Genomic DNA, 19,244 nt, shown 5'->3' on the forward strand with positions numbered 1-19,244 from the left:
GCACGTGCGTTCTTCGCGGTGGAGGATCTTGCCGCCGTCCTCACGGCCCCGGCTGCGCGGACGGCCGAGGAGAAGAGTCGACCGACGCTATCTGTGAGGTGCACGTTTTCGCCAGTGCGAAGTTTCCGGAGGTTCCGGTAGATGCGGCTGTACCTGGAGATACCGGGCGACGGCAGGGCAGGGCGGGGCAGGGCGGGGCGGGGCGGGTCAGCCTGCCGGGGAGTCGCTGACCTTGCCGACCGGGCTGATCGACAGCTTGGGGCCCCCGGCGGGGGCATCCGGGTTGTCCACCGGGAGGGACCCGGCGGGCCAGTCGATGGTGACGGTCTTCGTCTCGTTCGGCGGCGTCACCAGGATCTTGGCGATGCGTACGCCGGAGCCGCCGCTGTTGTTGACCGGGAACGTGATGTTGAAGGCGGCGGACTCGCCGTCCTTGATGACCGAGGGGGTGGCCTTCTCGCCGTTGCGGTTCACGGACAGCGTGTCCCCCGACGCCGCCTTCAGGTCGACACCCGCGTACCCGTTGATCGTGCAGTCGCGGCCGCCGCCGTTCTTGAACACGACGGTGACGACACCCTCCGTCTCGCCGGTGGAGTTGTCGACGGCGGACACCTCCAACTCGTCGCTGCGGCAGATGCCGGCCCTGCCGTTCGCGTTGGAGCCGGTGTCGGTGCCGGTGCCGGTGCCTCCGACGGTGCCGTCGCCGCTGCTCCCCTTGCCGCTGTTGCCGCCACCGGTGCCGTTGTCGCCGACGGCTCCGTTGTCGGACGAGCCGCCCGTGGAGCCCTGGCCCGAGCTGCCGGTGTCGTCGCCGTTGCAAGCGGTCAGTCCGAGGCTGGTGATCAGCGCGAGGCCGGCGAGGAGCGTCTTGGTGGCGTGCTTGTGCTTCATGAGGGTCCCCGTGAGGTGGTGTGGGTGTGGGTGTGGTGCCTGTAGGGGGGCGGAGTGTTCGGCCCCCGTGAGCCGTCGTGTTCGGCTTGGTGAACAGCGAAGCGGGTGGCCTCGGGGCGGGGCAAGGGACGCCGGATGATCAGGGACGCTGGAACGCTCCCAGGGGGTTTGACCTGCGCAAACGGGTGTTCCCTGGAACGCCGTCGTGGGACGTTACGGGGTGGGGCTCGGAAGCGTCCGGTTCAGCGCTCGTTCTCCGGGGCGCCGTACCAGCGCCACTTGGTCAGGCGGGGGCGGCCCGGCAGGTCGCCGCGGCCTGTCGCCCACAGGAGGCTGGGCCATGGCTCCGTCTCCGTCGGGGCGTCCGGGAAGAGGCGGTTCAGGACGCGGGTGCAGAGGTCCGCGGGTGGGGTCCACGCGTCGCGGATGCCGAGGCCGCCTGTGATGTCGTACGTGTGCACCAGCGTCTCCACGATGCCCATCGCGGCGAAGCCCTCCGGGTCGGAGACGCCCCAGCCGTGGTGGGCGCGGGCCGTGGCGGGCTTGGTCGCGACCATGCCGGTCAGCAGGGCGCCGCACGACTCCACGACCTGGAGCAGACCCGCGACGCCTGCCTCGCGGTCGGCGAAGGTGACGTTGGAGGGGCCGCCGGGCCTGCGGCGGTACCAGAGGAAGGGCACCTCGGCGTCCAGGGGCGGTTGCTCCGGGCCGAGTTGCGCGGCGTACGCGAAGAGGTCGTCCGCGAGGTGCTCCACGGTCTCCCAACAGTCCCAGTCGAGCCCGCCCGCCTTGGCACTCCAGTCGGCGTCGGCGGGGGCCTCGCGAAGGGTGGATACGGCGAGGCGTACGGCGGTGGTGACGTCTTCGGCGGTGACGGGGGCGGCGGAGCCGGTGGGGCCGGTGGGGCCGGCGCTGGTGGTGTCGGGCATGGCGGGACCGTAGCAGCGGCTGGGTAGGGCGTGACCAGGGATTTTTGTGGGCTGGGCTGGGCTGGGCTGGACGGGGTGGGGTGGGGCGGGTCTGCGGCGGTTAGGGTGCGCGGATGCCGAAGTCCCGTCTCCGCCTGGAGGAGATCACGCCCGACAACGTCGAGGCGGCGATCCAGCTGAAAGTCCGCCCCGACCAGGAGAAGTTCGTCTCGCCGGTCGCCAAGTCGCTGGCTGAGGCCTACGCCTCGCCGGATGTCGCCTGGCCCCGCCTGATCTTCGACGGGGAGGAGTTGGTGGGCTTCGTCATGGCGTTTCTCGGGGTGCGGTTCAACCCCGATGCCCCCGGTGACCGGCTGCGGTCCGGGCTCTGGCGGCTGAACGTGGCGGCGGGACACCAGGGGCGCGGGTACGGGCGGTTCGCTGTGGAGAGTGTGTGCGAGGAGCTGCGGCGGCGGGGCGATTCGGTGGTGACGGTGACGTGGACTCCGGGGGAGGGCGGGCCCGAGGGGTTCTATCTGGGGCTCGGGTTCCGGCCGACGGGGGAGATGAGCGGGGACGAAGTTGTCGGGGAGATGGCTCTGTAGCGCGGGGCGGGGGCGGGGACGGGGGCCTCAGGTGCCGGCCCCGGTGCCGGTGCCGTCCTCCACTCCCTCTACGAAGTGGTCGAACTCGCCTGCCTGTACGCCGAGTACGAACGCGTCCCATTTCTTCTGCGTGGTCGTGACGACGTTGTCCGGGTCGCTGGTTTCCCGCAGGTAGACGGCGTCGTCCTTGCCGAAGGCGATCTCGATCCAGGGGCCGGGGCCCTGTTCGTCCTCGGGGGCGGCGCGGATCCAGTCGAGGTCGGCGGGGATTTCGGGGCGGGGTGTCTCGGTCATTTTCCGCTTCTCTGGGTGGGGCCGGGCGTGGGCGCGGCGGTTCGGTCGTGGGGCGGGGCCGCGGGGGTATGTACGTACTCGCTATCCCTTCGCCACGGCACAAGGACAAAAACGCCGATGTCTCCTCGGTGCTCCGTGCGCACATACCCCCACGTCCCCTCCGGCCGGTTCAGCGCCCGCGCGCCCGCTTGGCGTCCCGCACGAGGGCGGCGAAGGCGGCGGGGTCGTCCGGACTGTCGCGCCGGTGGGGTCGCTGCTCTCGGTGAGTTGTATCGCTTCCGCGGGTGCGGAGACGTGGAGGCACGAGTCGCCCTCGGAGCAGTAGGACGACTTCTGCCATGCCGGGGTCGTAGGGGTTCCCTCACAGGCTCTGTATGACGGTATGGATGAGATCACGGGTCTGTGCCGGTTCGAGGGCGACGGCTTTGACGCGGTCGAAGAGCGTGCGGTACTTGTGCAGCTGGGCCTCGGCGTCGAGGAACGCGAGCCCATGCGACTGGTCGATGTTGACAGTGTCCAGCTGCGGTACAGGGCCGTACGCGTAGTAGATCGACTGGCCCGACCCCGGGTAGGCGCCTACGTCGAAGGTCAGGGCCCGCAGGGTGATGTCGTCGCGCTCACTCATGTCGAGCAGGTGCCGCAACTGCTTCCGGGCCACCGCTGCGCCGCCGACCTTCATGCGCAGCGCAGCCTCGTGGACGACCGCCTCGTACGGCATCGGGGTGTAGTGGCAGATCAGCCCTTTCCCGCGATATCGATAACGCCTTATCCATACCTCGCTACGTTATAGCCCCGGCCACCTGCCCAGAAGAATCCCGCTCGACGGAGCGGCATTGTCACTGGGCAGCGCCCGGCAACTACCCACTCACAACGGAGACTTCCGTAGACGCAACCGTATCGCCGCCCTGGGCCTACATCCTTCAACTCCCCCACGGCCCCCGCGCCCCGGGACCGGACATGGCGGAGAGTGGCCGGGGGCTGCACCTCGTGGGGTCGGTGGGCGCGGGGAAACTGTTGTGGGCCGGGGTCATCCCCGGTTCTCCGGGGCGGTGGCTCAGCGGTTGACGGACTGGATCTCACGTACGGCGACGTCCTGCGTCGTGCCGAACTCGCCTGGGGGCAGGCCGCCGCCCTGGCCGTTCGTGCTGGTCCAGCGGACCTTCCACGTGAGGGTGGCCTTCAGCTCGTACGAGCCGTCGCGCGAGGAGCGCAAGTACCGCACGCCGCACGGCGGGTCCGTGTCCGCCGGGGTGCCCTTGGCCCGGGGCGTGCCGATGTGGCCGTCCTCGATCGGGCACTCGCCGGAGGCGGGGTACGTCTCGGCGTCCGGCGTTCCCGGCTCGATCCTCAGTGAGACCGGCTCGGCGGTCGTGGTCGCGGAGAGGCCCGTACCGGGCAGGCTCGCCGTCACCGAGATCTCCTTGAACCTGACCTTGTCCAGCCAGGCCCAGGTGGGCAGGTTGACCTTCGTCTCGCCGTCGGGAGCCATCTCGACCTCGGTGTCGGGCACCGGGAGTTGGCCGTACGCGTACTCGGCGAGGATCCTTGGCGTGACCGCGAGCGGTTCCTTCGGGGGCGCCCCGTCCTTCACCCAGAACGGCATCCGGTTACAGGCCTTCGCCTCCGGTTCGTCCTTGCGTTTCTCGTCGACGGCCGCCGCCCAGAACTTTCCCTCGCCCTGCTTGTCGAGGTTGTAGTCCTTGTAGGGGGCGCCGTCCTTGAAGTACGAGTCGAAGATTCCGCCCACGAAGTCGCCGATTCCGTAGATCTTGAACTTGCGGATCGCCTTGACCGTGGCCTCGATCTGCTTCGGGGTGTAGGCGGGTTCGTACCAGCAGGCGGGCGGGTCCCAGTTGCTGTTGGCGGGGGTCAGCGTGCCGGTCTTCGCGGACTGGGGGCTGCCTTCGACCCTCGTCTGGATCCTCGTCTTGATGCCGAGGTTCCTGCCCTGGCGGGTGCCCTGGGACTGCTGCTCGCCTCCGACGTCACCATTGCCGACCGTGTCGCCGCCTCCGGCGTACGCGGTGCCAGGGATCAGAGCCACAGCAGCGGCGAGGACGGGGACAGTCCAGCGGGTCGCCGGCTTCGTTCGTACGCTCACGAGATGCACTTCTTGGACCCCGTCACAGACGTGATCGAATCCGTCTGCCAGACACCCTTGTCATTCTTTTGCACACGAGTGTTGACGAACGCGTAATCACTCGCGGAGCCCTCGATCGACCGGTCCACTTTGCCCGTCTTCAAGTCCTTGGGATACGTCTTGGTGCCGTCCTTGCAGTACGTCACCGCTGCGACGCCGTCCTTGAGGAAGGTGACCTGACGGTCGTAGTACCGAATCGTTCCGATGAAGCTCGCGTTCTTCTTTCGGAACCCTTGGACGTAGTCCGCCGCCGACAACAGGGCGTCGCCCGACCCATAGAACTTCAGTGCCGGATGATCCTTGGAGTCGACGACGGTCACCGCCTCGATCAGGGCATTGACCCACCGCTCATTGTCCGCAAGGACCGCGTCCTTCTTGGGATCACCGGTCTTGCCGCCCTCGAAGACGTTCTTCACGTCCTTCGGCAGCTCGATCTCCGGGCGGTCGGTCCCGTCCTCCGAGGCCTTCGGGGACGGGGACTTGTCTCTCTGGGTGCCCGAGTCCGCGCCCGCGATCTTCTCGCTGTCCTTGGACGCTCCGTCGTCTCCTCCGCAGGCGGAGAGCGTCAGGGCCGCGGCCGTGGTCAGGGCGGCAGCGGCGAGCAGGGCGGGGCGGCGGTTCAAGGTCGGCTCCTGAGGGGGAGGGAGGTTCGCTGGAGTGAACCTTCGCTGGAGTGAACCAAGCTATCGATGAGGGCTGGGCGGCTCCAATGGGAGGTTCGCCGAATGGTGTCTCATATGGGTTCATACCGAGCGTCGGTGTTCCTTGTCCGATGTGCGGTGGCTCCCCTCGATGTCGCATGCGGCCTCTACACTTAGCGCCGGTGGACTACCGGCGGCTGAGGGGTGGTTGACGGTGCGTAAGGCGTGGCTGGTCGCGTCCGTCGGGATCGGCGGTGCCCTCAGTTTCATCGCGCTGCTCGTCTTCGGGACGTACATGGCGGCCGGGAGCATCGCGAGCGGCGGGAGCGGCGGGTCCGTGGGGCTCGCCAAGGGGGCCGTGCCCGCCACCTATCAGCCCCTCGTGCAGAAGTGGGGCAACCTCTGCAAGGCCATCAACCCCGCGCTGCTCGCCGCCCAGCTCTATCAGGAGAGCGGGTTCAATCCGCGGGCCCAGAGCCCGGCGAGCGCCCAGGGGATAGCGCAGTTCATTCCGGGGACCTGGGCCGCGCACGGCGTCGACGGCGACAAGGACGGGGACCGGGACGTCTGGGACCCCAAGGACGCCATCCCGTCGGCCGCCTCGTACGACTGCAAGCTCGCCGGGTACGTGAAGGACGCCCCGGGGAATCCGACGAAGAACATGCTCGCCGCGTACAACGCGGGGGCGTACGCCGTCATCAAGTACGGCGGGGTGCCGCCCTATCGCGAGACCCAGAACTACGTGAAGACCATCACCGACCTGTCGAAGAGCTTCGCCCGGCCCGTCGGGCGCGTGGAGCCGTCGCGGCAGGCCGCCGGGGCCATCTACTACGCGCAGAAGAAGCTCGGCACCCTCTACCTGTGGGGCGGCAACGGCACCGCCGAACAGAACGGCCGCTTCGACTGCTCCGGGCTCACCCTCGCCGCGTACCGCTCCGTCGGCATCACGCTGCCGCGCGTCGCCAACGACCAGTACAACGCGGGACCGCACCCGAAACGCGACGAGCTGCTCCCCGGGGACCTGGTCTTCTTCTCGGACGACCTCACGAACTCGCGCGCCATCCGGCACGTCGGGATCTACGTGGGCGGGGGCTACATGATCAACGCCCCGCGGGCGGGTGCCGTGATCCGGTTCGATCCGATCGACACCCCGGACTATTTTGGCGCGACTCGTGTCACCGAGGACGGGGCCAAGGCCGTGCCGCCCGAGCCGACACAGGTCTGAGAGCGGCCGGGACGGATGGCGTACGGGGGCGCGTGGGGGCGTACGCACGGTGTGATGTGGCTTGAACTCTCCGTCAGAACACTCCTCTGAGCTGCAGCGATGCATCACTCTTCGGTAACGTCTGAGTGATCTTTCGGTGGAGGGTGGAACGTAGGACGGGGGAGTGGGCGTTCCCTTGACTGGACCGACAACGGGGGTTGATGGGAAGGGTGCACAGAAAGGTGCGCCCGTGGGCTAGGAGACAAGGGGCCGCAGCGCCATGGCTGGACTCGATGAATCCGGGTCGAACCCCGATGTCAGCCTGCTCTACGACATCAACGGCCTCGCGAAGGACTCCCCGTCCTGGTTCGACAGCACCATGGCCTTCGTCGGGGAGTACGGGCTGTTGCTCGCCCTCGTGCTCCTCGTGGTGTGGTGCTGGTGGGGCCAGCGCAGGCGCGGCACGCTCGACGAGGCCGCGTCGTCGGTCGCCGCCGTCGTCTGGGCGCCGCTCGCCGCCGGCATCGCCGTCCTGGTCAACATCCCCATCCGCGGCTTCGTGGAGCGGCCGCGCCCGTTCCGCGACCACCGCGGCATCGAGCTCCTGGTGGACGGCAAGACCGACTACTCCTTCGTCAGCGACCACGCGACGCTCGCCATGGCCATCGGCGCCGGGCTCTTCGTCGCCAACCGGAAGTTCGGGCTCGCCGGCCTCGGCCTGGCCGCCCTGGAGGGCTTCTGCCGGGTCTACATGGGCGTCCACTACCCGACGGATGTCGTCGGCGGTTTCGCGCTCGGCACCGCCGTCGCCCTGCTCCTCTCGCCGCTCGCCATGGCGCTGCTGACGCCGCTCACCAAGATGATCGGGCGGTCCGGGCGCGTGGGCCGGCTGGTGTGGGACCGGAAAGTCGGGCCCGTGGCCGCGCCGCTGAACGGGACGGCGTCGCCCTCGGGCGCGTCGGCGGACCCCGACGAGCGGGACCTCGCCGCGTAGCGCACGCCCGAACCCCTACAGCGCCTGCGGGAAGTCGAAGAACCTCTTCGGGTCGTACTGCTTCTTCAGCTTCTTCAGGCGCGGCGCCGCGTCCCCGTAGTACGCCTCGCGCCAGTTCGTCAGCGTCGAGTCCGTGTAGTTCTGGTACGCAGCGCCTGACGCGTACCGCCCCATCGCCGTGTGGGCCTTTTTCAGCCAGGCCTGGGCCGGCTTGCCCGACGTGCCGGGGCGCCACGACGCGATGTACTGCGCAAGCATCCGCGAGCGGCGGTGCACGAAGGCCGTCGCCGTCGGGTCGACGCGGTTGATCGCGCCGCCGAGCGCGGTGAGCGCGATGCTGCCCGCGCTCGCGCCCGTCACGTTCTCGATCTGCGAGAGCAGCGCGCGGATGCCCGCCGCCGAGAGGGAGCGGTCGAAGAAGTCCGAACTCGCCGCGTACGTCTCGCGGTTGAGGGCGCCCTGCGGGCTGCGGCCCGGGGTCGTGCCGGGGAGGTGGCACTGGGCGTCCGACGCGAAGGACGAGCAGCCCGCGTACACCTCCATCGCCTCCTCGTACGTACGCCGCTTGAGCGAGACGCTGCGCGCGGGGGCGCCGATCTTGTCGGCGAGGCGGTCGACGGCGTTCTGCAGCTCGCCGTACGTGCCGAGGGAGAAGCAGGCGACGGACACGGTCGGGGTGCCGCCCGGGGTGTTCGCCAGGTGCGCGGACGACCAGATCTCGTCCGGCTGGTCGGGACCCCACGCCTGCCAGGCCTTGATGACCGCCGCCGCCTTCGACCAGGGCCAGGTCATGTACGCGGAGACGCCCTGGGGTGCGGCGTGCGTGCGGAAGCCGAGTTCGGTGACGATGCCGAAGTTGCCGTTGCCCGCGCCGCGCAGCGCCCAGAACAGGTCCTTGTTCTCGGACTTGGAGGCCATGAGTTCCTTGCCGTCGGCCGTGATCAGCTTGGCGGAGGTGAGGCTGTCGCAGGTCAGGCCGTACGCCCGCGACACCACGCCGTGGCCGCCGCCGAGGGTGAGCCCCGATATGCCGACGGTCGGGCAGGAGCCCGCCGGGATGGTGACACCCTTCGCGGCGAGCGAGCGGTAGACGTCGATGAGCTTGGCGCCGCCGCCGATGGTGGCGGTGCCGCCGCTCGCGCGTATCTTGCTCAGCTTCGACACGTCGATGATCAGCCGCCCGTTGCCGGAGGACCAACCCGCGTACGAGTGGCCGCCGTTACGTATCGCGACCGGTGTGCGGTGGGCGCGGGCGTACGCGAGGGCGGTGCGGATGTCGTCCGGGTGCGCGACGTACGCGACGGCGGTGGGCTTCAGGTCGTCGTAGCGCGTGTTGTACAGCTGGCGGGCCGCCGCCCACTTGGCCTCGCCGGGCTGGACGAGGGTGCCGTCCATGTCGCGGGCGAGGGCCTTGAGGGACGCGGGGGCGGAGGCCGCGGCGCTCGACGTTCTGATGGGAGTGCCGCTGGAACTGCCGCCGCTGCCGCCCCGCGACGCCGTGCCGCCCGCCCCGCTGCCGCCGGAGCCGCCGCTGCAGCCCGCGGCCGTGGCCGCGGCGAGCGTGGCCGCCGTTGTACCGATGAACGTACGCCGTTCCATGCCGCCTCCTGTTGCTTCCCGGAGAACGAGACGGTGTGCGGGGCGCCGGGGTTCCGCCCGGAGGGGCGTGGGGCCGTGCGGAGGTTCAGGGAGCCTCTTCGTGTTCGGCCGCGTCCGTACGCGCCTTGCTGCGGGCCCGCCGGGCCGGGCCGCGCCAGCCGCAGGTGCAGTGGGCCGCGATGAAGCGGCCTTTCTCGACGGTCGTCGTGCGATGGGGTGCGGGGACATGCTCATCGGCCACGCGGTCACCGTACCGACCCCGGGTGACGCTCGCGTGACGGGTCAACGTACCGGTCGTTATCGGAACGACGGGGGAACGTGCAGGCGCGGAAGACGCTTGGGGGTACACAGGCGATGGTGCATCGGCACAGGCGTACGGGTGGAGCGGCCGCCGTGGTCGCCGCGTTGGGACTGATGGCCCTCACCGCCGGGTGTTCGCCCACGGGAGCGGCCGCCGACGGCAGCGGCGCGGGCGACCCCGGCGACGTGGTGCGGCGGTCCGCCGACTCACTGGTGCGTGCGGGAAGTTCGAAGGCGAGCACGTCCATGGAGATGGCCAGCGGCGGTACGCGCGTCACCATCCGCGGCAAGGGCGTCTACGACTACCGGCGCCAGCTGGGCCGGTTCGAGGTGGTGCTGCCGCGCGATCCGGCGGGGGCCGACGAGCACCGGCCCATCACCGAGCTGATGGCCCCGGGCGCGCTCTACATGAAGAACCGCGGGGCAGGGGTGCCCGCCGACAAGTGGGTGCGGATCGAGACACGTTCGCTCTCCGACGGCAATCTCGTCACCGGCGGCGCCACGGACCCTCTCGCGGCGGCGGAACTGCTGCGAGGGGCGCGGAAGGTGAGGCTGGTGGGGGAGGAGAGGGTCGGGGGGACGGAGGTGCGGCACTACCGCGGGATCGCCGGCCTTCGGGCCGCGGCGCGGGCGGCTTCCGCAGGTCAGCGCGGTGCGCTGGGGGTCGCGTCGGCGAAAGGGTTCAGCAGGGGGAGCGTGCCCTTCGACGTCTACCTCGACGAGCGGGGGCGGGTGCGGAAGCTGCGGCAGCAGTTCACCGTGGCCGAGGCGAACGTGGCATCGACCACACTGCTCTACGACTTCGGGGTGCCCGCGAGGGTGCTGCTTCCGGCCGAGAAGGACATCTTCGCCGGGAAGATTGCCGAGCAGTAGTCGCGTACGACTGGTGGAAATGGTCCGTCCGTGCCATGCGCGGTGCGTAGACCGCTCCCTACCCTGGGAAGTCGGCGATCGGCGGGCACGGGTCAGCGGATACGCGGTTCAGGAAGAGGTGATGAACGTGGCTCCGATGCGTGGCGGTACGGCGGTTCAGGACCACGTCGCCCTCGCCGAGATCGAACTGTGCGGCGACCTCATCATCGCGGCGAGTGCGGCGGCCGAGCGCCTGAGCGTCGACCGGATCGACGAGGTTCTGAAGGTGGCCGACGCGCGAGAGGGCGGCGGCCCCGGCGACGACCGCCGCTGAGGGGACCCGCCCGGGTCCCCTCGGCGGCGCGGGCCGCAGCGATCACGTACGCATCATGCGCGCGATGGCCTTCGTGGCCTCTTCGACCTTCGCGTCGATCTCCTGGCCGCCCTTGACCGCGGCGTCGGCCACGCAGTGCCGCAGGTGCTCCTCCAGGAGCTGGAGCGCGAAGGACTGCAGGGCCTTGGTGCTCGCGGAGACCTGCGTGAGTATGTCGATGCAGTAGACGTCCTCCTCGACCATGCGCTGCAGGCCGCGGATCTGGCCCTCGATGCGGCGCAGGCGCTTGAGGTGTTCGTCCTTCTGCTTGTGGTACCCGTGCACCCCGCGATCGTGGTCGGTGGGCGCTGCGGGCGCCTCCGGGGTCGGCACGGCCGCGTCGGCCGCCTCGGTGGTCGTCATCGCGTCCTCCTCCTGGTCTTCCTGCGGGGGTTACGGGGCTCCCCGTCGGACCTTCCCGCGATTCTGCGGGACCATATACCCCGGGTGGGTATATGTTAGCCGATTTCTCGGGGGGTGTGCTGATCACTGTGCCTGATGGGCGACACTGGGGGGCGGCCGGTTAGCCGTGGCCGGATGATGCGCCTAGCATCAGCCTGACCGCATCCAGAGCACCCCGAGGACCCCACGTGCGCTTTCGTCTGACCCCGAGGGAGACGAGTTTCTACGACATGTTCGCCGCATCCGCGGACAACATCGTCACGGGCTCGAAGCTCCTCATGGAACTGCTCGGAGCGGACTCTTCCGCGCGGGCCGAGATCGCAGAGCGTATGCGGGCCGCGGAACACGCGGGAGACGACGCGACGCATGCGATCTTCCACCAGCTGAACTCCTCGTTCATCACGCCGTTCGACCGCGAGGACATCTACAACCTCGCGTCGTCCCTGGACGACATCATGGACTTCATGGAGGAGGCCGTCGACCTGGTCGTCCTTTACCAGGTCGAAGAGCTCCCCAAGGGCGTCGAGCAGCAGATCGAGGTGCTCGCGCGAGCCGCCGAACTCACGGCGGAGGCGATGCCCAATCTGCGGACGATGTCCAACCTCACCGAGTACTGGATCGAGGTCAACCGTCTGGAGAACCAGGCCGACCAGATCCACCGCAAGCTCCTCGCGCAGCTCTTCAACGGCAAGTACGACGCCATCGAGGTGCTGAAGCTCAAGCAGATCGTGGACGTCCTCGAAGAGGCCGCCGACGCCTTCGAGCACGTGGCGAACACTGTGGAGACCATCGCGGTCAAGGAGTCCTGAGGCCTAGCCATGGACACCTTTGCTTTGATCGTGACGATCGGCGTCGCGCTCGGTTTCACGTACACGAACGGCTTTCACGACTCGGCGAACGCCATCGCCACATCCGTCTCCACCCGTGCGCTGACGCCCCGCGCGGCGCTCGCCATGGCCGCGGTGATGAACCTCGCCGGTGCCTTCATGGGCAGCGGGGTCGCCAAGACCGTCAGTGAGGGGATCATCGAGACCCCGCACGGCGACAAGGGCATGTGGATCCTCTTCGCAGCCCTGATCGGTGCGATCGTGTGGAACCTCGTCACCTGGTACTTCGGACTGCCCTCGTCGTCGTCGCACGCGCTGTTCGGCGGCATGGTCGGCGCGGCGCTCGCCGGCGGGATCGGGGTCATCTGGTCCGGGGTCGTCGACAAGATCGTCATCCCGATGTTCCTGTCGCCGGTGGTCGGCCTCATCGCCGGTTATCTGGTGATGTGCGCGATCATGTGGATGTTCCGCAAGTCCAACCCGCACAAGGCCAAGCGCGGCTTCCGCATCGCGCAGACGGTGTCCGCGGCCGGTATGGCCCTCGGTCACGGTCTGCAGGACGCGCAGAAGACGATGGGCATCGTGGTGATGGCCCTCGTCATCTCCGACGTGCAGAGCGCGGACGCGCCCATCCCGATCTGGGTCAAGATCGCCTGTGCGCTGATGCTCTCGGCCGGTACGTACGCGGGCGGCTGGCGCATCATGCGGACCCTCGGCCGCAAGATCATCGAGCTGGACCCGCCGCAGGGCTTCGCCGCGGAGACGACCGGCGCGGGCATCATGTTCACCACGGCGTTCATGTTCCACGCGCCGATCTCGACGACTCACGTCATCACGTCCGCGATCATGGGCGTCGGCGCGACGAAGCGGGTGAACGCGGTGCGGTGGGGTGTCGCCAAGAACATCATCCTGGGCTGGTTCATCACGATGCCGGCGGCGGCGCTGGTGGCCGCGGTGAGCTTCTGGATCGTGAACCTCGCGTTCTTGTAGCCCCGCAGAGCACAGAACACAGAAGAGCCCAGAACACATAGGAGAGGCCCGCCCCCGGGAGCCAGGGGCGGGCCTCTCTTGTTGTCCCTGCGGTGGCACCGCCATGCAGCACCGCGGGGAGTCGGGGGGCCTAGCCGAAGCGGCCCGAGATGTAGTCCTCGGTCGCCTGCACCGACGGGTTGGAGAAGATCCGCTCCGTGTCGTCGATCTCGACGAGCTTGCCGGGCTGGCCGACGGCGGCCAGGTTGAAGAACGCGGTGCGGTCCGAGACACGGGCCGCCTGCTGCATGTTGTGCGTCACGATGACGATCGTGAAGCGCTCCTTCAGCTCGCCGATCAGGTCCTCGATGGCGAGGGTCGAGATCGGGTCGAGGGCCGAGCACGGCTCGTCCATGAGGAGCACGTCGGGCTCGACCGCGATGGCCCGCGCGATGCACAGACGCTGCTGCTGACCGCCGGAGAGGCCCGAGCCGGGCTTGTTGAGGCGGTCCTTGACCTCGTTCCAGAGGTTCGCGCCCTTGAGGGACTTCTCGACGACGTCGTTCAGTTCGGACTTCTTGTACGAGCCGTTGAGCTTCAGGCCCGCCGCCACGTTGTCGAAGATCGACATGGTGGGGAACGGGTTCGGGCGCTGGAAGACCATGCCGACCGTGCGGCGCACGTTCACCGGGTCCACGCCGCTGCCGTACAGGTCCTCGTCGTCCAGGAGCACCTTGCCCTCGACGCGGCCGCCGGGGGTGACCTCGTGCATGCGGTTCAGGGTGCGCAGGAACGTGGACTTGCCGCAGCCGGACGGGCCGATGAAGGCCGTCACGGAGCGGGGCTCCACGGTCATCGAGATGTCGTCGATCGCCTTGTGGGAGCCGTAATAGGCGGTCAGGCCCGATACGTCGATTCGCTTGGCCATGGGGATCACTGCTTCTTTCGGGTCTTCGGTGCGAGAGGGTCGCTGATTGGCCGCTCAGCGGCCCGTCTTGGGGGCCTTCCAGCGGGCTACGCCGCGTGCCGCCAGGTTGAGGATCATGATGAAGCCGATGAGGGCGAGGGCCGCGCCCCAGGCGCGGTCGTACGACGCGTCGGTGCCGGCCGCGTACTGCTGGTAGATGTACAGCGGCAGCGAGCCCTGCGCCCCGTCGAACGGGTTCGTGTTGATCAGGGGGTTCACCCAGACCAGGAGCAGGACCGGCGCGGTCTCGCCGGCGATGCGGGCCACCGAGAGCATGACGCCCGTGGTGATGCCGCCGATCGCGGTGGGCAGGACGACCTTGAGGATGGTCCGCCACTTCGGCACGCCGAGGGCGAGAGAGGCCTCGCGCAGCTCGTTCGGGACGAGCTTGAGCATCTCCTCGGTGGAGCGCACGATCACCGGCATCATCAGGATGGCGAGCGCCATGGCGCCGGCCCAGCCGGAGAAGTCGAAGCCGAGGATCAGGATCCAGAAGCTGAGGACGAAGAGGCCCGCGACGATGGAGGGGATGCCGGTCATGACGTCGACGAAGAACGTGACGGTCTTGGCGAGCTTCCCGCGCCCGTACTCGACGAGGTAGACGGCGGTGAGCAGGCCGATCGGCACGGCGATCACGGAGGCCAGGAGCACCTGCTCCAGGGTGCCGATGATCGCGTGGTAGATGCCGCCGCCGGTGTCCTCGTCGGCGACGACGCCCATGGAGTGGGTCAGGAAGTAGACGTCGAAGACCTTGACGCCGCGTTGCACGGTCTCGTAGATCAGCGAGGCCAGCGGGATGACGGCGAGCAGGAACATGACCCACACCATCGAGGTGGCGAGGCGGTCCTTGGCCTGCCGGCCGCCCTCGACGGCCACCGCGAGGACGTACGACCCGACGATGAACAGGATGGCGGCGATCAGGCCCCACTGGATGCGGCTGTCCAGGCCGGCCCCGAGACCGATGCCGACCGCGACGGCGGCCGATGCCGCGGCGATGGCCGGCGGGGACCAGCGGGGCAGCGTCGCGGCCTTGAGGGTGGACGGCCGCTTGGTGAGCGGCGCGGGCGGGGTGGGTGTCGTGGTGCTCATGCGTTGGCCCCCGAGTACTCCTTGCGGCGCGCGATGATCAGGCGGGCCGCGCCGTTGACCAGCAGTGTGATGACGAAGAGCACCAGGCCGGAGGCGATGAGCGCGTCCTGGCCGTACTCACTGGCCTCGTTGAACTTGCTGGCGATGTTCTGCGCGAAGGTGCCGCCGCCGTAGTCGAGCACGGACGCGTTGATGAGGAAGTTCGGGGAGAGCACGGTGGCGACGGCGATCGTCTCGCCGAGCGCGCGGCCGAGGCCCAGCATCGAGGCGGAGATGATGCCGGAGCGGCCGAAGGGCAGCACCGACATGCGGATGACCTCCCAGCGCGTGGCGCCGAGGGCCAGCGCGGCCTCCTCGTGCATCTTCGGAACCTGGAGGAATACCTCGCGGCTCACGTTCGTGATGATCGGCAGGATCATGATCGCGAGGAGGATTCCGACGGTCATCAGGGAGCGCGGGGCGCCGCCCTCGTACTCGAAGACGCCGGTCCAGCCGAGGTAGTCGTCGAGCCAGCTGTAGAAGCCGGTGAGGTTGGGCGCGACCACGAGGGCGCCCCACAGGCCGTACACGATCGAGGGCACGGCGGCCAGCAGGTCGATCACGTAGGCGATGGGGGAGGCCAGCTTGCGCGGCGCGTAGTGCGAGATGAAGAGCGCGATGCCGATGGCGACGGGGACCGCGATCAACAGGGCGATGATCGAGCTGACCACGGTGCCGAAGACCAGGACGGCGATGCCGAAGTACGGCTTGCCCCCGGTGCTGAGGCCGGCCGGGTCCCACTCGAACGTGGTGAGGAAGTTGCCCGTGTTGTCGGCGAGGGCGAGGACCGTGCGGTACGTGAGGAACGCCGCGATGGCGGCCATGATCACGAGGAGCACGATCCCGGAGCCGCGGGAGAGGCCGAGGAAGATCTTGTCACCGGGGCGGGTGGCGCCGCGGGCGGCTGCCTTGCTCACCGGGGCCGTCGGCTTCACGTCGTCGACGGGCGGGGGTGCGGTCGTATTGCTTGGTATGTCCATGGGGTTCTCCGGTCTGCGGAGGCGCCGTGCGGGTGTCGCAGGCGCTCCGTGGCGGCGGTGCACCGGACGGTGCGGCCGGCCCGGCCTTGCGGGGCCGGCCGCACTCGGTTCAGCTAGCTCAGGCCCGCGACGGTGGTGCGGACCTTGGAGATGATCTCGGCCGGGATCGGCGCGTAGTCGTTCTCCTTGAGGACGTTCTGGCCGTCCTCGCTGGCGATGTAGGTCAGGAAGGACTTCGTGGCGGCGAGCGTGTCGGCCTTGTTGCCCTTCTCGCAGACGACCTCGTACGTCACCAGGGTGATCGGGTAGGCGCCCTCGGCGGTCGGCTTGTAGTTCAGCTTCAGGGACAGGTCCTTGCCCTTGCCGACGACCTTCGCCTCGGCGATGGCCTTGGAGGCGTTGTCGACGGTGGCCTTCACCGGCTCCTTGGCCTCGGTCTTCAGGTCGACGGTCTTGACGCCCTCACCGGCGTAGGAGAGCTCGAAGTACGAGATGGCGCCCGGGGTCTGCTTGACCTGGCCCGCGACACCGGCGGAGCCGTTCGCGGACTGGCCGCCCTTGGGCTCCCACGACTTGCCCGGCTCGTAAGGCCAGGCGCTCGGCGCGGCGCCCTTCAGGTACTTGGTGAAGTTGTCCGTCGTGCCCGACTCGTCGGAGCGGTGGAACGCCTGGACCTTGGTGCTGGGGAGCTTGGCGTCGGGGTTGAGCTTCTCGATCGCCTTGTCGTCCCAGTTCTTGATCTTGTTGTTGAAGATGTCGGCCAGGGTCTTGGCGTCGAGGTTCAGCTTGTCGACGCCGGGGACGTTGAAGCCGATGGCGATCGGGCCGCCGACCATCGGCAGACCGATGGCCTGGCTGTTGCTGCAGACCTTCTTCGACTTCTCGATCTCCTCGGGCTTCAGCGCCGAGTCCGAACCGGCGAACGCGGTCTGGCCCTGCATGAACGCGGTGATGCCCGCACCCGAACCCGTCGGGTTGTAGTTCAGCTGCACGTCCTTGCAGTTGGTCGTGTAGACCTTCCGCCAGGCGTCGATCGCGTTCTTCTGCGCGGACGAGCCGGAGGCCGCGAGCCGGCCCTTGGCGTCGTCACACTTGATGTTGGCGTTGGCGTTCGTCTCCTTGCCGCCATCGCCCGAGCTCGTGTCGTCGGAGCCGCACGCCGTGAGGGCCAGGGCGCCGGAGACGGCGAGGGCGCCGAGGGAGAGGGCGCGGAGCCGGTTCTTGCGCTGAAGCTTCACTTTCGGGTCTTCCTTCCGGGAGCCGCCGACCCTTTGCTGGCGGCGTGCGATGACTTACGTCGTGTTGTAAGGCCGAAATTAGGCAGGGCAAGTGAAGCGGCCGATGGACGCGAGTGAACGGCGGGTGAACCTCGGCGGTCGGCCCGGTTAGACAATGCGCTACAAAACGTAACGCCCAGACTACGCAGAGTGAATGGGGCTGGTCCAGCACGCGGGATACGATCAGCGCATGATCCACCCGTTCCTCCTGGGCGTGGCTGTCCTGCTCACCGTCGCCGGTGTGGGCGTCTGGATCTGCCTGGAGTTCTGCAAGGCCCTCCGCGAGCGGAAGGCTCAGGACGCGGAGGGCCAGGGCGCGGCCCTCTAGGACGCGGTGAGTGCGGCCAGCAGGTCCGTGACGAGTTCGGCGTCCCTGTCGTACGACAGTTGGCGACGGGCCGCGTCGGGGGACAGCCACCGGAGCTCCGAGACCTCGGAGTTGGGGGCGAAGGTGCCGGACAGCGCTTCGGCGGCCCAGTAGCGGACCTCCTTGGGGCGCCCCCGGGCGTCCCTGTAGCGGGCGGTGGGCAGTTCCGCGCCGAGCTCGCACGTCATGCCGGTCTCTTCCAGCACTTCGCGCACGGCCGCGCCCCGCGCCGTCTCCCCGGGTTCGAGCTTGCCCTTCGGGTGGGACCAGTCCGACCACTTGGGGCGGTGGACCAGGGCGAGTTCGATGCCGTGCGGTGCGGTCGGCGCGGGGCGCCACAGGAGGCAGCCGGCCGCCCGGACGACGTCCTCGCCGGGAGCGCCTTCCCCGTACGTCACCATGTCCTCGCCTCCTCGCGCAGCCACGCCTGCTGGAAGGCGAAACGTGCCGCCTCCACCTCGTGGCGCTGGTCGGCGTGGAGCACGCCCAGCGCGTACGCCGTGGCCGGGGCGATCCGCGGGGTCCGCGCCGCGTGGGCCGCGGCGGCCGCCGCCGACGCCGCCTCGCGGTGGACGTTCAGGGCGTGGCTCGCGTCCGCGATACGGGGCTCCGCGTGGGCGTGACCCAGGACCTCCTGGGCGTACCGGTGCAGGCGCAGCAGCGAGCGGACCTTCAGCCAGGGGGCGTCCTGGGCGTCCGGGGCGGAGTCCGTGGGGGCGAGGCCGTGGGAGAGGGCGCCCGCGTTGTAGGGGTGGCCGGCCTGGTGGAGGGGGAGGGTGGCGACGGCGTCCACCAGGGCGGTCGCTGCTTGTTCCGCGAGCGGTTCGAGGCCGTCCCCCGCCGTCCCGCTCAGGGGGACTTCGCTGGCCAGTACGGCCACGTTGTCCGCCACCGCGTGGAAGCGGGAGGAGCCGAAGGCTTGCAGGGCGGTGGAGTGGGCCCGGGTCTTGGCGAGCGTGAGTTGCCGCTCCAGGAGCGCTGCGGCCTTGGCCGCGCCTACCGCCAGGCCACGCGGGGTACCGCCCCCGTCAACCGCACCCGGCACCGTGGGCTGTGCCCACCCTTCCCCGAGCTCTCGGCCGCGCTCGAGCAGGGGACGCCCCAATCGCCCCGCGGAACGCCTGCCCGCAGCAGGGACAGCGCACACGGACTCGCTGGGAGAGGGGAGTTGAGGCGGGCCCGAGAGGCGGTGCAAGGCTTCCAGGAGGCGGTCCAGGCGGGTGGCGTACGCGTGTTCCTGGGTCAACGTGCCGGAGAGCCACGCCAGTTCGGGGCGCAGGGACGAGGACCAGTCCGGGTCAAGGAGGGGCCGGAACGTGTGCAGGGTGCCGCCGATGCGGCGGGCCGCACGCCGCAGCGCGCAGGCCGCCTCCAGGGACTCCTCCGCGCCCTGCGCGTCCGCCGTGGACTCGCGGTGCAGCCGCAGCGAGCGGAGGAACCCGGTGGCCTGGTCCTGCAAGTAGGCCGTGAGGGCCTCGCCCGCGGCACCAGTGCCCGTGCCCGTGTTCGTACCGGTACTCGTCATC

Annotated in this window: 24 protein-coding genes; 8 read left to right on the top strand and 16 right to left on the bottom strand. The window is 69.4% G+C overall.

All coding sequences use genetic code 11. The features are described 5' to 3' along the window. Positions 1-207: 207 nt before the first annotated feature. On the bottom strand, positions 208-891 hold the full coding sequence (locus AB0N81_RS02325; RefSeq protein ID WP_365354885.1) for a DUF4232 domain-containing protein: 684 nt from the start codon (positions 889-891) through the stop codon (positions 208-210). 242 nt (positions 892-1,133) lie between these two features. Then, a complete protein-coding gene (locus AB0N81_RS02330; RefSeq protein ID WP_365354887.1) occupies positions 1,134-1,820 on the bottom strand; it encodes a hypothetical protein in 687 nt (228 codons plus the stop codon). A 113-nt stretch (positions 1,821-1,933) separates the two neighbouring features. Between AB0N81_RS02330 and AB0N81_RS02335 the strand changes: the two genes are divergently transcribed. Then, entirely contained in the window at positions 1,934-2,404 is a 471-nt protein-coding gene (locus tag AB0N81_RS02335; RefSeq protein WP_365354888.1) for a GNAT family N-acetyltransferase, read from the top strand. Positions 2,405-2,431: 27 nt separating this feature from the next. Here AB0N81_RS02335 and AB0N81_RS02340 read toward each other — a convergent pair whose 3' ends face one another. The 5 genes from AB0N81_RS02340 to AB0N81_RS02360 all read right to left on the bottom strand — a co-directional run bounded on the left by AB0N81_RS02340 (position 2,432) and on the right by AB0N81_RS02360 (position 5,461). After that, a complete protein-coding gene (locus AB0N81_RS02340) occupies positions 2,432-2,698 on the bottom strand; it encodes a DUF397 domain-containing protein (RefSeq protein ID WP_365354889.1) in 267 nt (88 codons plus the stop codon). 81 nt (positions 2,699-2,779) lie between these two features. Next, positions 2,780-3,094, bottom strand: a complete 315-nt coding sequence (locus AB0N81_RS02345; RefSeq protein WP_365354891.1) for a DUF397 domain-containing protein — start codon at positions 3,092-3,094, stop codon at positions 2,780-2,782. Next, entirely contained in the window at positions 3,060-3,416 is a 357-nt protein-coding gene (locus AB0N81_RS02350; RefSeq protein ID WP_365354893.1) for a DUF5753 domain-containing protein, read from the bottom strand. The genes AB0N81_RS02345 and AB0N81_RS02350 overlap by 35 nt, the downstream gene beginning before the upstream one ends. 336 nt (positions 3,417-3,752) lie before the next feature. Next, entirely contained in the window at positions 3,753-4,799 is a 1,047-nt protein-coding gene (locus AB0N81_RS02355) for a hypothetical protein (RefSeq protein ID WP_365354895.1), read from the bottom strand. After that, positions 4,796-5,461: a hypothetical protein gene (locus AB0N81_RS02360; RefSeq protein WP_365354896.1), complete on the bottom strand. Its 666-nt coding sequence runs from the start codon at positions 5,459-5,461 to the stop codon at positions 4,796-4,798. Before AB0N81_RS02360 ends, AB0N81_RS02355 begins: the two co-directional genes overlap by 4 nt. Positions 5,462-5,693: 232 nt before the next feature. Here AB0N81_RS02360 and AB0N81_RS02365 point away from each other — a divergent pair, with 232 nt between their 5' ends. Next, a complete protein-coding gene (locus AB0N81_RS02365) occupies positions 5,694-6,704 on the top strand; it encodes a bifunctional lytic transglycosylase/C40 family peptidase (RefSeq protein ID WP_365355641.1) in 1,011 nt (336 codons plus the stop codon). Positions 6,705-6,963: 259 nt separating this feature from the next. After that, the gene (locus AB0N81_RS02370) at positions 6,964-7,677 is read left to right on the top strand and encodes a phosphatase PAP2 family protein (protein ID WP_365354898.1); all 714 of its coding nucleotides are present in this window, start codon (positions 6,964-6,966) and stop codon (positions 7,675-7,677) included. A gap of 15 nt (positions 7,678-7,692) precedes the next feature. Here the strand turns inward: AB0N81_RS02370 and AB0N81_RS02375 are convergent, their stop codons facing one another. Then, on the bottom strand, positions 7,693-9,276 hold the full coding sequence (locus AB0N81_RS02375; RefSeq protein WP_365354900.1) for an FAD-binding oxidoreductase: 1,584 nt from the start codon (positions 9,274-9,276) through the stop codon (positions 7,693-7,695). An 85-nt stretch (positions 9,277-9,361) separates the two neighbouring features. After that, a complete protein-coding gene (locus AB0N81_RS02380; protein ID WP_365354902.1) occupies positions 9,362-9,517 on the bottom strand; it encodes a hypothetical protein in 156 nt (51 codons plus the stop codon). 113 nt (positions 9,518-9,630) lie between these two features. On the opposite strand from AB0N81_RS02380, the gene AB0N81_RS02385 reads away from it, so the two are divergent. Beyond that, positions 9,631-10,449, top strand: a complete 819-nt coding sequence (locus tag AB0N81_RS02385) for a hypothetical protein (protein ID WP_365354903.1) — start codon at positions 9,631-9,633, stop codon at positions 10,447-10,449. Between the two features lie 121 nt (positions 10,450-10,570). Then, positions 10,571-10,762, top strand: coding sequence for a hypothetical protein (locus AB0N81_RS02390; RefSeq protein ID WP_365354905.1), 192 nt, complete (start codon positions 10,571-10,573; stop codon positions 10,760-10,762). A gap of 42 nt (positions 10,763-10,804) precedes the next feature. On the opposite strand, the gene AB0N81_RS02395 is transcribed toward AB0N81_RS02390, so the two are convergent. Beyond that, entirely contained in the window at positions 10,805-11,164 is a 360-nt protein-coding gene (locus AB0N81_RS02395; protein WP_365354906.1) for a metal-sensitive transcriptional regulator, read from the bottom strand. 227 nt (positions 11,165-11,391) lie between these two features. Here AB0N81_RS02395 and AB0N81_RS02400 point away from each other — a divergent pair, with 227 nt between their 5' ends. Beyond that, positions 11,392-12,012 (top strand): DUF47 family protein, encoded by a 621-nt coding sequence (locus AB0N81_RS02400; RefSeq protein WP_365354908.1) that lies wholly within the window; start codon positions 11,392-11,394, stop codon positions 12,010-12,012. 9 nt (positions 12,013-12,021) lie between these two features. Continuing rightward, positions 12,022-13,020 carry an inorganic phosphate transporter gene (locus tag AB0N81_RS02405; RefSeq protein ID WP_365354910.1) on the top strand — a complete coding sequence of 333 codons (999 nt, stop codon included), beginning with the start codon at positions 12,022-12,024 and terminating at the stop codon, positions 13,018-13,020. A gap of 130 nt (positions 13,021-13,150) precedes the next feature. On the opposite strand, the gene pstB is transcribed toward AB0N81_RS02405, so the two are convergent. From pstB to pstS, 4 genes are all read right to left on the bottom strand, one after another. Then, positions 13,151-13,927, bottom strand: a complete 777-nt coding sequence (gene pstB, locus AB0N81_RS02410) for a phosphate ABC transporter ATP-binding protein PstB (RefSeq protein ID WP_365354912.1) — start codon at positions 13,925-13,927, stop codon at positions 13,151-13,153. A 54-nt stretch (positions 13,928-13,981) separates the two neighbouring features. After that, positions 13,982-15,055, bottom strand: coding sequence for a phosphate ABC transporter permease PstA (gene pstA, locus AB0N81_RS02415; RefSeq protein ID WP_365354913.1), 1,074 nt, complete (start codon positions 15,053-15,055; stop codon positions 13,982-13,984). Then, positions 15,052-16,074 (bottom strand): phosphate ABC transporter permease subunit PstC, encoded by a 1,023-nt coding sequence (gene pstC, locus AB0N81_RS02420; protein WP_365354914.1) that lies wholly within the window; start codon positions 16,072-16,074, stop codon positions 15,052-15,054. Before pstC ends, pstA begins: the two co-directional genes overlap by 4 nt. A 113-nt stretch (positions 16,075-16,187) precedes the next feature. Further along, complete coding sequence (gene pstS, locus AB0N81_RS02425; protein WP_365354916.1) at positions 16,188-17,312, bottom strand: phosphate ABC transporter substrate-binding protein PstS; 1,125 nt, start codon at positions 17,310-17,312, stop codon at positions 16,188-16,190. Positions 17,313-17,541: 229 nt separating this feature from the next. On the opposite strand from pstS, the gene AB0N81_RS02430 reads away from it, so the two are divergent. Next, positions 17,542-17,679, top strand: coding sequence for a hypothetical protein (locus AB0N81_RS02430; RefSeq protein WP_365354917.1), 138 nt, complete (start codon positions 17,542-17,544; stop codon positions 17,677-17,679). Here the strand turns inward: AB0N81_RS02430 and AB0N81_RS02435 are convergent. Then, on the bottom strand, positions 17,676-18,119 hold the full coding sequence (locus AB0N81_RS02435) for an NUDIX hydrolase (protein ID WP_365354919.1): 444 nt from the start codon (positions 18,117-18,119) through the stop codon (positions 17,676-17,678). The two genes, AB0N81_RS02430 and AB0N81_RS02435, sit on opposite strands and share 4 nt — an antisense overlap. Further along, positions 18,113-19,243: a CHAD domain-containing protein gene (locus AB0N81_RS02440; protein WP_365354920.1), complete on the bottom strand. Its 1,131-nt coding sequence runs from the start codon at positions 19,241-19,243 to the stop codon at positions 18,113-18,115. The genes AB0N81_RS02435 and AB0N81_RS02440 overlap by 7 nt, the downstream gene beginning before the upstream one ends. Between the last annotated feature and the right edge of the window lies 1 nt (position 19,244).

The organism is Streptomyces sp. NPDC093510, from assembly GCF_040683555.1.
Lineage (GTDB): Bacteria > Actinomycetota > Actinomycetes > Streptomycetales > Streptomycetaceae > Streptomyces.

Coding starts and splice junctions, on each gene's coding strand:
- AB0N81_RS02325 (WP_365354885.1), bottom strand. CDS start 891: ATGAAGCACAAGCACGCCACCAAGACGCTCCTCGCCGGCCTCGCGCTG.
- AB0N81_RS02330 (WP_365354887.1), bottom strand. CDS start 1,820: ATGCCCGACACCACCAGCGCCGGCCCCACCGGCCCCACCGGCTCCGCC.
- AB0N81_RS02335 (WP_365354888.1), top strand. CDS start 1,934: ATGCCGAAGTCCCGTCTCCGCCTGGAGGAGATCACGCCCGACAACGTC.
- AB0N81_RS02340 (WP_365354889.1), bottom strand. CDS start 2,698: ATGACCGAGACACCCCGCCCCGAAATCCCCGCCGACCTCGACTGGATC.
- AB0N81_RS02350 (WP_365354893.1), bottom strand. CDS start 3,416: ATGCCGTACGAGGCGGTCGTCCACGAGGCTGCGCTGCGCATGAAGGTC.
- AB0N81_RS02370 (WP_365354898.1), top strand. CDS start 6,964: ATGGCTGGACTCGATGAATCCGGGTCGAACCCCGATGTCAGCCTGCTC.
- AB0N81_RS02375 (WP_365354900.1), bottom strand. CDS start 9,276: ATGGAACGGCGTACGTTCATCGGTACAACGGCGGCCACGCTCGCCGCG.
- AB0N81_RS02385 (WP_365354903.1), top strand. CDS start 9,631: ATGGTGCATCGGCACAGGCGTACGGGTGGAGCGGCCGCCGTGGTCGCC.
- AB0N81_RS02390 (WP_365354905.1), top strand. CDS start 10,571: ATGAACGTGGCTCCGATGCGTGGCGGTACGGCGGTTCAGGACCACGTC.
- AB0N81_RS02395 (WP_365354906.1), bottom strand. CDS start 11,164: ATGACGACCACCGAGGCGGCCGACGCGGCCGTGCCGACCCCGGAGGCG.
- AB0N81_RS02405 (WP_365354910.1), top strand. CDS start 12,022: ATGGACACCTTTGCTTTGATCGTGACGATCGGCGTCGCGCTCGGTTTC.
- pstB (WP_365354912.1), bottom strand. CDS start 13,927: ATGGCCAAGCGAATCGACGTATCGGGCCTGACCGCCTATTACGGCTCC.
- pstA (WP_365354913.1), bottom strand. CDS start 15,055: ATGAGCACCACGACACCCACCCCGCCCGCGCCGCTCACCAAGCGGCCG.
- pstC (WP_365354914.1), bottom strand. CDS start 16,074: ATGGACATACCAAGCAATACGACCGCACCCCCGCCCGTCGACGACGTG.
- AB0N81_RS02430 (WP_365354917.1), top strand. CDS start 17,542: ATGATCCACCCGTTCCTCCTGGGCGTGGCTGTCCTGCTCACCGTCGCC.
- AB0N81_RS02435 (WP_365354919.1), bottom strand. CDS start 18,119: ATGGTGACGTACGGGGAAGGCGCTCCCGGCGAGGACGTCGTCCGGGCG.
- AB0N81_RS02440 (WP_365354920.1), bottom strand. CDS start 19,243: ATGACGAGTACCGGTACGAACACGGGCACGGGCACTGGTGCCGCGGGC.